Annotated in this window: 9 protein-coding genes; 7 read left to right on the top strand and 2 right to left on the bottom strand. The window is 59.1% G+C overall.

The window, feature by feature from the left end; translation table 11 throughout:
- Positions 1 to 108 precede the first annotated feature (108 nt).
- The 5 genes from NOM06_RS19295 to NOM06_RS19315 all read left to right on the top strand — a co-directional run bounded on the left by NOM06_RS19295 (position 109) and on the right by NOM06_RS19315 (position 6,157).
- Positions 109 to 753 (top strand): TetR/AcrR family transcriptional regulator, encoded by a 645-nt coding sequence (locus NOM06_RS19295; protein ID WP_255912789.1) that lies wholly within the window; start codon positions 109 to 111, stop codon positions 751 to 753.
- A gap of 115 nt (positions 754 to 868) precedes the next feature.
- Positions 869 to 2,059 carry a glycine C-acetyltransferase gene (locus NOM06_RS19300; protein ID WP_255912791.1) on the top strand — a complete coding sequence of 397 codons (1,191 nt, stop codon included), beginning with the start codon at positions 869 to 871 and terminating at the stop codon, positions 2,057 to 2,059.
- A gap of 55 nt (positions 2,060 to 2,114) precedes the next feature.
- Positions 2,115 to 3,143, top strand: coding sequence for an L-threonine 3-dehydrogenase (tdh, locus tag NOM06_RS19305; protein WP_005340852.1), 1,029 nt, complete (start codon positions 2,115 to 2,117; stop codon positions 3,141 to 3,143).
- A 197-nt stretch (positions 3,144 to 3,340) separates the two neighbouring features.
- Entirely contained in the window at positions 3,341 to 3,796 is a 456-nt protein-coding gene (locus NOM06_RS19310) for a cytochrome c5 family protein (RefSeq protein ID WP_019444987.1), read from the top strand.
- 84 nt (positions 3,797 to 3,880) lie between these two features.
- Positions 3,881 to 6,157, top strand: a complete 2,277-nt coding sequence (locus tag NOM06_RS19315; protein WP_255912793.1) for a bifunctional diguanylate cyclase/phosphodiesterase — start codon at positions 3,881 to 3,883, stop codon at positions 6,155 to 6,157.
- Between the two features lie 2 nt (positions 6,158 to 6,159).
- Here the strand turns inward: NOM06_RS19315 and rep are convergent, their stop codons facing one another.
- Positions 6,160 to 8,172, bottom strand: a complete 2,013-nt coding sequence (gene rep / locus NOM06_RS19320) for a DNA helicase Rep (RefSeq protein WP_005340859.1) — start codon at positions 8,170 to 8,172, stop codon at positions 6,160 to 6,162.
- 169 nt (positions 8,173 to 8,341) lie between these two features.
- On the opposite strand from rep, the gene NOM06_RS19325 reads away from it, so the two are divergent.
- Positions 8,342 to 9,562, top strand: coding sequence for an aminotransferase class V-fold PLP-dependent enzyme (locus NOM06_RS19325; RefSeq protein ID WP_255912794.1), 1,221 nt, complete (start codon positions 8,342 to 8,344; stop codon positions 9,560 to 9,562).
- Positions 9,563 to 9,575: 13 nt separating this feature from the next.
- The gene (locus NOM06_RS19330; RefSeq protein WP_069529782.1) at positions 9,576 to 10,010 is read left to right on the top strand and encodes a SufE family protein; all 435 of its coding nucleotides are present in this window, start codon (positions 9,576 to 9,578) and stop codon (positions 10,008 to 10,010) included.
- A gap of 21 nt (positions 10,011 to 10,031) precedes the next feature.
- Here NOM06_RS19330 and tcdA read toward each other — a convergent pair whose 3' ends face one another.
- Positions 10,032 to 10,868 (bottom strand): tRNA cyclic N6-threonylcarbamoyladenosine(37) synthase TcdA, encoded by an 837-nt coding sequence (gene tcdA / locus NOM06_RS19335; RefSeq protein WP_255912795.1) that lies wholly within the window; start codon positions 10,866 to 10,868, stop codon positions 10,032 to 10,034.
- Positions 10,869 to 11,132 lie beyond the last annotated feature (264 nt).

The following is an 11,132-nucleotide window of genomic DNA, read 5'->3' on the forward strand; positions in this document are numbered from 1 at the left end:
TGTGTATAGTGAGCCAATTTGAAATTGCCGAAAAGTTTATCACGGGCCGTCCGGGGATTCGACCTTGTTCAAAACTGCCCCGAGCGGAACCTGTTGGAGGAATGAGTGATGAAAACCAGAGACAGGATCATTCACAGCGCGACCGAGCTGTTCAACGATCAGGGTGAACGCAACATCACCACCAACCATATTGCGGCGCACATGGGCATCAGCCCGGGCAACCTCTACTACCACTTCCGCAATAAAGAAGACATCATCCACTCCATCTTCGACCAGTATGCCCGTCACCTGAGCGAGAGCTTCATCCCGACCCGCAACCGTGAGATCACCCTGCAGGATCTGATGGGCTATCTGGATGCCATCTTCTATCTGATGTGGCAGTTCCGCTTCTTCTACGCCAATCTGCCGGACATCCTGAGCCGTGACGAACCACTGCAACAGAAGTACCTCAAGGCTCAGGAGCAGATGCGCTCCTCCGTGGTCGCGCTGCTCAAAAGCCTGCGCGAAGGGGGCATTATCGATGTCAGCGATGAAGACCTGCCGGATCTGGGCCAGACCATCAAGATGGTGGTGACCTGCTGGATCCCGTTCCAGATTGCCCAGGCCCCCAACACCCGCATCACCAAACCGCTGCTCTATCAGGGGGTGCTGAAGGTGCTGTTCCTGCTGCGCCCCTATGTGCAACCCCGGGTGGCCGGACAGATCCAGCAACTGGAACAGCACTACCGTCAGCTGGCCCAACCAGCTGGGTGAGATCTGTTTCACATTTGTTGAATATCAGCATAATCATTTGAATTTACCGCAACAGATTGCAGTAAAATGTCGCCCTCTGTTGATACGCAGCTGAAATAGCCAATAAGGATCGAGGATGTCTAACGGATTCTATCGTCACCTGACCGAGCAACTGAACCAGGTGCAAGCTGAAGGGTTGTACAAGCAGGAGCGCATCATCACCTCCGCCCAGCAGGCCAGCATCGCCGTCGGCGGTGAGCTGGTACTGAACTTCTGTGCCAACAACTATCTGGGGCTGGCCAACCACCCGGATCTGATCGCTGCCGCCCATCAGGGGCTCGACAGCCACGGCTTCGGCATGGCCTCGGTACGCTTCATCTGCGGCACCCAGGATCAGCACAAAGCGCTGGAGCAGAAGATGTCCGCCTTCCTCGGCACCGAGGACACCATCCTCTACTCCTCCTGCTTCGATGCCAACGGCGGTCTTTTTGAGACCCTGTTCGGCGCCGAAGATGCCATCATCTCCGATGCCCTCAACCACGCCTCCATCATCGACGGCGTGCGGCTGTGCAAGGCCAAGCGCTATCGCTACGCCAACAACGACATGGCCGAGCTGGAAGCCCAGCTCAAGCAGGCTGACGCCGATGGCGCCCGCTTCAAGCTGATCGCCACCGACGGCGTCTTCTCCATGGATGGGGTCATCGCCGACCTCAAATCCATCTGCGATCTGGCGGACAAATACGATGCGCTGGTGATGGTGGATGACTCCCACGCCGTCGGCTTTATCGGCGAAAACGGTCGCGGCACCCACGAATATTGCGGCGTGATGGATCGGGTCGACATCATCACCGGCACCCTGGGCAAGGCGCTCGGCGGCGCATCCGGCGGCTATACCTCCGGCAAGAAAGAGGTGATCGACTGGCTGCGCCAGCGCTCCCGCCCCTACCTCTTCTCCAACTCGCTGGCCCCCTCCATCGTTGCCGCCACCATCAAGGTGATCGACATGCTGGCCGAGGGTCACGACCTGCGCGCCCGCCTGAAAGAGAACAGCCGTTACTTCCGCGAGCGGATGAGCGCCGCTGGCTTCACTCTGGCTGGCGCCGACCACGCCATCATTCCGGTGATGCTGGGGGATGCCAAGCTGGCCTCCGAAATGGCGAGCCGCATGCTGGCAGCCGGCATCTATGTGGTGGGCTTCTCCTTCCCGGTCGTGCCCAAGGGTCAGGCGCGCATTCGCACCCAGATGTCTGCCGCCCATACCCGCGAGCAGCTGGACAAGGCGATCGACGCCTTTATCCGCATCGGCCGTGAACTCGGCGTTATCTGATTTGAATCAAGGGGCTGCAGCCCCTTTTTTCTGCATTCATATTGAAGGAACAGCCATGAAAGCACTCTCCAAACTGCACAAAGAGGTCGGCATCTGGATGACGGATGTGCCGGCCCCCGAGCTCGGTCACAACGACCTGCTGATCAAGATCCGCAAAACCGCCATCTGCGGCACCGATATCCATATCTACAACTGGGACGAGTGGTCCCAGAAGACCATTCCGGTACCCATGGTGGTCGGCCATGAATATGTGGGGGAAGTGGTCGCCATCGGTCAGGAGGTGCGCGGCTTCGCCATCGGCGATCGGGTCTCCGGTGAAGGGCATATCACCTGCGGTCACTGCCGTAACTGCCGCGCCGGCCGCACTCACCTCTGCCGCAACACCATTGGTGTTGGCGTCAACCGCCCGGGCGCCTTTGCCGAGTATCTGGTGATCCCCGCATTCAACGCCTTCAAGCTGCCGGACAATATCCCGGACGAGCTGGCCGCCATCTTCGACCCGTTCGGCAATGCGGTGCACACCGCCCTCTCCTTCGATCTGGTGGGTGAAGATGTGCTCATCACCGGGGCAGGCCCCATCGGCATCATGGCAGCCGCCGTCTGCCGCCATGTGGGTGCGCGCCACGTGGTGATCACCGACGTCAACGAATATCGACTGGAGCTGGCCCGCAAGATGGGCGCCACCCGCGCGGTCAACGTGGCCAAGGAGAAGCTGGCCGACGTGATGAGCGAGCTGGGCATGACCGAAGGCTTCGACGTGGGGCTGGAGATGTCCGGCGTCCCGAGCGCCTTCCAGGAGATGCTCGACAAGATGAACCACGGCGGCAAGATCGCCATGCTCGGCATCCCCCCTTCCACCATGGCCATCGACTGGAACAAGGTGATCTTCAAGGGGCTGTTTATCAAAGGGATCTATGGCCGCGAGATGTTCGAGACCTGGTACAAAATGGCCAGCCTGATCCAGTCCGGGCTGGATCTCTCCCCCATCATCACCCACAGATTCCACATCGACGAATTCCAGCAGGGGTTCGATGCGATGCGCTCCGGCCACTCCGGCAAGGTGATCCTGAGCTGGGATAAATAGGCCGTTTCACCCCTTGGTTACTCGAAACCCGGCGAATGCCGGGTTTCTTTTTATCTCCACCACCCGAATTGCCGTGATATCGGCCAAAACTTTGTACGCAGAGTGTTTAACACTTCACACACAAGCGTTTAAATGGCTGTAACTATTCGGTTATAATCCCGTCGTTTACATGGATAATAAAAGACTGCTGGGAGTATATGAGCGTGTTGAAAAAACTGAGCTATTTGCTGGCTGTCGGGATGACGGCCGCCAGCTTGTCTGGGGCAGTGCTTGCTGCCGATGAGATGTCACCGGAAGCCATTGCCGAGCGGATCAAACCAATCGGTCAGGTCTATACCGCCAAGGATCTGGAAGGTATTGCCGGCGCGAGTGCTGCACCGGCGGCGGCCGCCTCTTCCGGTCCCCGCGATGGCGAAACGGTATACAAGGGCGCCTGCTTTGCCTGTCACGACACCGGCGCCGCCGGTGCCCCCAAACGGGGTGACAAGGCCGCCTGGGATCCTCGCATCGCCCAGGGCATTGATACTCTCAAGAAACATGCCATTGAAGGCTTTACCGGCAAGTCCGGCATGATGCCTCCGCGCGGCACCTGTGCGAACTGTAGTGATGAAGAGATAGAAAACGCCATCCACTACATGATCGACAAGCTGTAAGTATTTGAAAGGGCCGCAATTGCGGCCCTTTCAATCTATCGGCTTCCGACTACTCTTGTAAGGTAGACATATCGGGAGTTGCACATGTCGTCCCAATCCATCGAACCCCACTACTCAACTCCTCTGTTGGCGTTGGTCTCTGCCATTATGGACTTCCCGGCGCCACAAACCGCCACGTCTGACGATTACGATGCCCTGATCCAGCAGATTGACCAACTCTGCCCGCTGCAACATTTCGGCATGCTGGGCCTCTCCGATACCGGCCTGAACTGGCTTTACGCCTACAAGGTCAGCGACATCTTCAAGCAACAGCTGGGCCGTGAGCAGTCCCGCATCACCGATCAACTCACCCAGCTGGATGAAGCCGAAGGGTGGTGCGTCTTCCCCATCGAGCATGGCCAGATACAGTGGTTGCTGGCGCGTGGCACACCAGCCGACCTGCCGACCCTGCGCCTGCTGCTGGAGTGTCTGGCCAAACGGCTGACCGAAACCCAGGCGGGTTCCCATCTTACCGAGCTCCCTTCGCCGCTGATCCGCAAAGACCCAAACTGGAAAAAGAAAATCGAGAGCATCAGCCGCATCATGCGGCTCGCCAATACCCTGCCGGCCCAGGCGCTCTTCTCCCAACTGGAAGCGGTACTGCGTCAGATGCTCACCATCGAGGACATGCTGCTGGTCAGGCTAACCAGTCAGAAGCTGGAAAAGATCTACCCTGCCCATCCCCATCAGGGAGACGAGTTCATCAGCGGCTTGTGCCACAGCACCAGCAATATCGAGGTGAGCAGGGAGTCACGCTACTGGCACAGCATGCCGCTGCGGCTGCAACAACAGTACTTCGCCCACTTCATCATCAGCACGGCTCAACCGCTGGAGACCGACGACAAGCTGTTTCTCGACTTCCTGCGTGGTCAGCTCACCCTGCTGCTGGAGCTGAGACGGATCCGCCAGCAGCTCAACGACATCAATACCGAAGACTCCATCAACCAACGGCTGCAACAGCTGCGTCAGACCAACCTCAGGCTGCAAAAGCAGCTCAAGCAGCATCAGGAGCTGGAACGGCGGCTGCAATTCGATGCGCTTCACGACCCGCTGACCCAACTGCCCAACCGCGCGCTGTTGATGAACCACCTCAACCACGCCATGACCCACTACAACCGCTACAAATCGCCGGGATTTGCGGTAATTTTTATCGATGTGGACCACTTCAAGCAGATCAATGACACCCTGGGCCACAGCGCTGGCGATCAGCTGCTCAAGGAGGTGAGCCGCCGCCTGCAGACCTGCATCCGGCAAAATGATCTGGTGGCCAGACTGGGGGGCGACGAGTTCGTTATCTATCTGGACAGCAGCAAGAGCGACGATGACATCAGCCCGGTGCTCAACCGCATTATCAGCCGTCTCTCCTACCCGTTCCGGCTACTCGGCAACGAGTTGAGCATTACCGTCAGCCTTGGGGTATCGAGCGTCTCCGAGCAAACCTCAGATATCAGCCAGCTGCTCCATCAGGCCGATTTGGCCATGTATCAGGCCAAGCGCAATGGTCGCAGTCGCATCGTCAGCTACTCGGATGATTGCATCAACCAGAACTGGAATTCGCCGGAAGAGATGCTGGCCAGAGCCCTGCGGGAGGGGCGCATCGTCCCCTACTTCCAGCCGGTGATCCGGCTGCAGGATAGCCGCCTGACCGGACTGGAGGTGATGGCGCGCTGGCTGACCGAGGAGGGGATTCTAAAGGATGCGTTCGACTTTATTCCGCTGGCGGAGCAGTGTGGTCTGATACTGGAGCTGGATTACCAGATCCTGCGCCACACCTGCCAACAGCTGAAGAACTGGCTGCCAATCTCCGGGCAGGGCAAGTTCAAGGTCGCCATCAATCTGTCGGGCAAGCATCTGGTCAACCATGACCACATCATGCGACTGATGGGGATCATCGAAGAGGAAGGGATCGCCCCCGGCTATCTGATTTTTGAATTCAACGAGCGGGAGCTGTCGCGACAAGATTCCGATGCACTGGCATCCCTGCACGAGCTGCGCGCCAAGGGCATCCAGATCAGCCTCGATGATTTTGGGACCGGCTTCTCCTCCCTCAACGCTCTGTTCCACTTCCCGGTGGATTACATCAAGGTGGATGACAGCTTTACCCAGCGGATGCTGCAATCACCCAAAGATTTGGCGCTGATCCGCGCCATGCGGGATATCTGTCAGGATCTCGATTATACCCTGGTCGTCGAGGGGATCGAGAACCAGCAGCAGTTGCAGAAGCTGATTGATATCGGCTGCCGGATGGGGCAAGGGCGCTATATCTCTCCGCCCATGCCGGGAGCAGACATAGTACCGCTACTGACCCCGGCCAATCCTTAGGGTTAATCCTTCTTGAACAACGCCCGCAGGTTGGCAACACCGACCTGCCCCTTCTGCTGGCGCTCCTCGGCAGTCACCTTCTTCTGGTTTTCCCATTCAAGATCATCCTGCGGCAGCTCCAGCAGGAAGCGGCTTGGCTCCGGACGTACCGACTCGCCAAACTGGCGCCGCTCCTTGCAGAGGGTGAAGGTCAGTTCGGTCTGAGCCCGGGTGATCCCCACGTAGGCGAGACGCCGCTCCTCCTCCACATTGTCCTCGTCAATGCTGGTCTGGTGGGGCAGCAAGCCCTCCTCCATCCCCACCATGTAGACATAGGGGAACTCCAACCCCTTGGAGGCATGCAGCGTCATCAACTGCACCTGATCGGCGTCATCCTCCCCCTCGTTGCGCTCCATCATGTCGCGCAGGGTGAGGCGAGTGACCACCTGTGCCAGCGTCATCGACTCCTCCAGCTCATCTCCTTCAAGCATCTCGGTGATCCAGCGATAGAGGGTGGAGACGTTCTGCATCCGCATCTCGGCCGCTTTCGGGCTGGGCGAGGTCTCGTAGAGCCACTCTTCGTAGTGGATCTCCTTGATCATGTCCCGCACCGCCTCCACCGGATTACCGCGCAGCGCCTGATCGCCAAGGCGTACCAGCCAGTTGGTGAAGGCCTGCAGGGCCACGAGGCCACGGCCGGAGAGGTGCTGCTCCAGCCCCAGCTCGAAGCTGGCGGCAAACAGACTCTTGCCGCGCTGGTTGGCGTATTGGCCAAGCTTTTCGAGGGTGGTGGGGCCGATCTCGCGACGCGGCAGGTTGACCACCCGCAGAAAAGCGGTGTCCTCATCCGGATTCACCAGCAGCTTGAGGTAGGCCATGATGTCCTTGATCTCGGTGCGGGAGAAAAACGAGGTGCCGCCGGAGATACGATAAGGAATCCGGTTGGTCATCAGCGCCTTCTCGAAGATGCGCGACTGATGGTTGCCCCGATAGAGGATGGCGTAATCCTTGAACCGCGTGCGGTTCATAAACTTGTGGCCCATCATCTCGGCGGCGATCCGCTCAGCTTCGTGCTCCTCGTTCTTGGCGAACAGCACCTTGAGCTTCACCCCCTCATCAAGCTCGGAGAAGAGCGCCTTGTCATAGACGTGCGGGTTGTTGGCGATCAGGATGTTGGCGCACTTGAGGATCCGCCGCTTGGAGCGGTAGTTCTGCTCCAGCTTGATCAGCTTGAGGCTGGGGAAATCCTCGCTCAGCAGCACCAGATTCTGCGGCTTGGCACCGCGCCAGGAGTAGATGGACTGGTCATCATCCCCTACCACGGTAAAACGGGCCCGCTCGCCAACGATCTGCTTCACCAGCTCGTATTGGCTGGTGTTGGTGTCTTGGTACTCATCGACCAGCAGATAGCGGATCTTGTTCTGCCAGCGCTCGCGCACCTCCTGATTGCTCTTGAGCAGCAGGGTCGGCATCACGATGAGGTCGTCAAAATCCAGCGCGTTATAGGCCACCATCTGGCGGTGATAGCGCTCATAGAGCTGGGCCATCAGCACCTCTTCCGGCCCACGGGCGATGCGCATGGCGCGGGCTGGCAGGATAAGGTCGTTCTTCCAGTTGGAGATTTGGCTGATAAGGGCCGAGAGCTTGTCCTTGTCGTTGTCGAGCTCGTCTTCAGTCAATTCTTTCAGCAGCGCCAGCTGGTCGGTATCATCGAACAGGGAGAAGTTCGCCTTGAGATTCAGGCTCTTGTGCTCACGACGAATGATATCGAGCCCCAGGGTATGGAAGGTGGAGACCATCAGCCCCCGCGCCTCCTTGCGACCCAAAGTCTGGCCAACCCGCTCCTTCATCTCCCGCGCAGCCTTGTTGGTAAAGGTGACCGCCGCTATGTTGCGCGCACTGTAGCCGCACTGCTGCACCAGATAGGCAATCTTGTTGGTGATGACGCGGGTCTTGCCCGATCCGGCACCCGCCAGCACCAGGCAAGGGCCGGAAACATACTTGACCGCTTCGTTCTGATTGGGGTTGAGCTTCATGGGCCGGATCTCTTGGCTTATGATGAGGGGCGGCATTGTACCAGAAATCACCCGATGAGCCGTACCTGCCAGCCGCTCATCGGGCTTATCGCACCTTGTGTTCGGGCGCTATTTTCAGGATCATGGCCGACCTTCGAAATGATGATTTTTTCCAGATAGTGAGGGGAGCATGAATCAGCAACAGCACAACCAACTGCGCAGCCAGTTTCCGGCCTTGGCGCAGGAGGTAAACGGCCACCCTCTGGTCTATCTGGACAACGCCGCCACCACCCAGAAACCGCAAGCGGTACTGGATGCCATCGCTCACTACTATCGGGCCGACAACGCCAACGTGCACCGCGCCGCCCACGCCCTGAGTGGCCGTGCCACCCGCTCCTTCGAAGCGGCCCGCGAGACGGTCGCCCGCTTTATCAATGCGCCCCACAGCCACGAGGTGATCTGGACCCGCGGCACCACGGAGGCGATCAATCTGGTGGCCCAGAGCTGGGGGATGAGCGAGCTCAAGGCGGGGGACGAAATTATCCTCAGCACGCTGGAGCACCACGCCAATATCGTCCCGTGGCAACTGGTCGCCCAACGCACAGGAGCGGTGATCCGGGTCATCCCCCTCAATGAGCGGGGCGATCTCGATCTGGCCGCCTATCACGCCATGCTGGGGCCACGCACCCGGCTGGTGAGCGTGGCCCACGTATCCAATGCCCTTGGCACCGTCAATCCGGTCACCTGGATAGTAGAGGCCGCCAAAGCGGTTGGCGCCGTGACGCTGATCGACGGCGCCCAGGCGGTGGCTCATCTCGACGTCGATGTGCAAGCCATCGGTTGCGACTTCTACGCCTTCTCCGGCCACAAGCTCTATGGCCCGACCGGCATCGGTGTGTTGTGGGGCCGCACCGAGCTATTGGAGCGGATGCCGCCCTGGCAAGCCGGTGGCGAGATGATCGATCGGGTCAGTTTCAGCGGCACCACCTTCAATATCCTGCCTTTCAAATTCGAGGCGGGCACCCCCCATATCGCTGGCGCTATCGGCCTCGCCGCCGCCATCGACTTTGTGATGGCGCAAGATAGGGAATGGCTCGCCCAACATGAGCAGGCACTGACCGACTATCTGGTCGCTGGCCTGCAACAGGTGCCGGGGCTGCGTCTGGTCGGCGAACCCGGCCAACGCGCCGGTGCGGTCTCTTTCCTGCTCGACGACATCCACCCGCAAGATGCTGCTACCCTGCTCGACATGCAGGGGATCGCCCTGCGAGTCGGCCATCACTGCGCCATGCCACTGATGGAATCGCTCGGGATCGGCGGCACCATGCGCACCTCGCTGGCTTGCTACAACAATCGGGACGATGTCGACGCCCTGCTGGCCGCCCTGCACAAACTCAGTGACTTCTTCTAAGGCAGACAACCGAATGAGTGACCTCGCAAGCTATACCCAGATTGGCATTGAGCCCAACGCCGACACCATCCGCCAGCAGTTTGCCGCCGCTCACGGCTGGGAGAACCAGTACCGGCTCATCATCCAGCTCGGCAAGCAGCTGCCAGCGCTACCCGCCAAATGGCAGCAGGAGGAGTTCCGCCTCAAGGGGTGTGAAAGCCAGGCTTGGCTGAAGGGAGAACAAAGCGAGGATGGCTGCTGGCACTTTGCCTGTGATTCCGATGCTCGCATCGTGCGGGGCCTAATCGTCATCGTGCTGGCAGCACTCAACCATCAATCGTCTGCGGCGATCCAGGCTTTTGATATGGAAGACTATTTCAGCGAACTGGGACTTGAAAAACACTTGAGCCCGTCACGAGGTAACGGGCTCAGAGCGATCGTACTGGCGATCCGGGAACAAGCGGTCTAACCCGCCTTGTTCAGTGGTCGATTAGGCTTCGCTAATCGACCCAGCATCTTCATTCCCTGCCTCTTTCTCGGCTCGGGTGCCCCGCTCGGCAATCTTCTTCAATACCCGGGACGCGGCAACCAGCCCGAAGGTTGCCGTCACCGGCGTCACGGCGCCAAAACCGGAGGCGCAATCCATCTTCATGGTGCCATCGCTGGCCGCCTTGGCCTGACAGGTGCCGCCATTGCCATCCGGATAACTCAACTGCTCGGTAGAGAAGACACACTCCACCCCGAACTTACGCGCCGGATTCTTGCTAAAGTTGTGCAACCGGCGTAGATCAGAGCGCACCTTGGCCGCCAGTGGATCCTGAATGGTCTTGGCCAGATCCGCCACAGTGATTTGGGTCGGGTCCATCTGCCCGCCAGCACCACCCGCGACGATCACCGGGATTTTGTTGCGCTTGCAGAAGGCAATCAGCGCCACCTTGGCCTTGACCGAGTCGATGGCGTCCACCACATAGTCAAACTCCCGCTTGATATGCTCGGCCAGGTTATCGGCGGTGACGAAATCATCCACCTCGATCACGTCGCAATCCGGGTTGATGGCGCGAATACGCTCGGCCATCACCTCGGTCTTGAGGCGACCGACTGTCCCCTGCATAGCGTGGATCTGGCGATTGGTGTTGGTGATGCAGATATCGTCCATGTCGATCAGGGTGATCTTGTTGATACCGGCACGGGCCAGCGCCTCGGCTGCCCAGGAGCCCACACCGCCGATCCCCACCACACAGACCTTGGCCTGGCTAAAGGAGCGCAGCGCGCTCTGACCATAAAGACGGGCAATGCCCCCGAATCGCTGTAGATATTCTGCTTTCATACCACCACCTTGCTTGAGGGCGGCCATTATAGCGACAACCACCGCCAGCGGCGATGGCATAACCGGAGAAAATCGGGGAGGAAAAACAGAGAAAACGGCAGGGAAGAGAGAATAAAAGGTCAATTATCAGCCAACTTTCTGAATGGCAGCCAATAAAAAACCCCGCTCGATGAGCGGGGTTCTTAACTTGGGTGCCTGGCAGTGTCCTACTCTCGCATGGCGAATGCCACACTACCATCGGCGCTACCGCGTTTCACTTCTGAG

The organism is Aeromonas sp. JL9 (assembly GCF_024436075.1).
In the GTDB taxonomy this organism is placed as follows: Bacteria; Pseudomonadota; Gammaproteobacteria; order Enterobacterales; family Aeromonadaceae; genus Aeromonas; species Aeromonas veronii.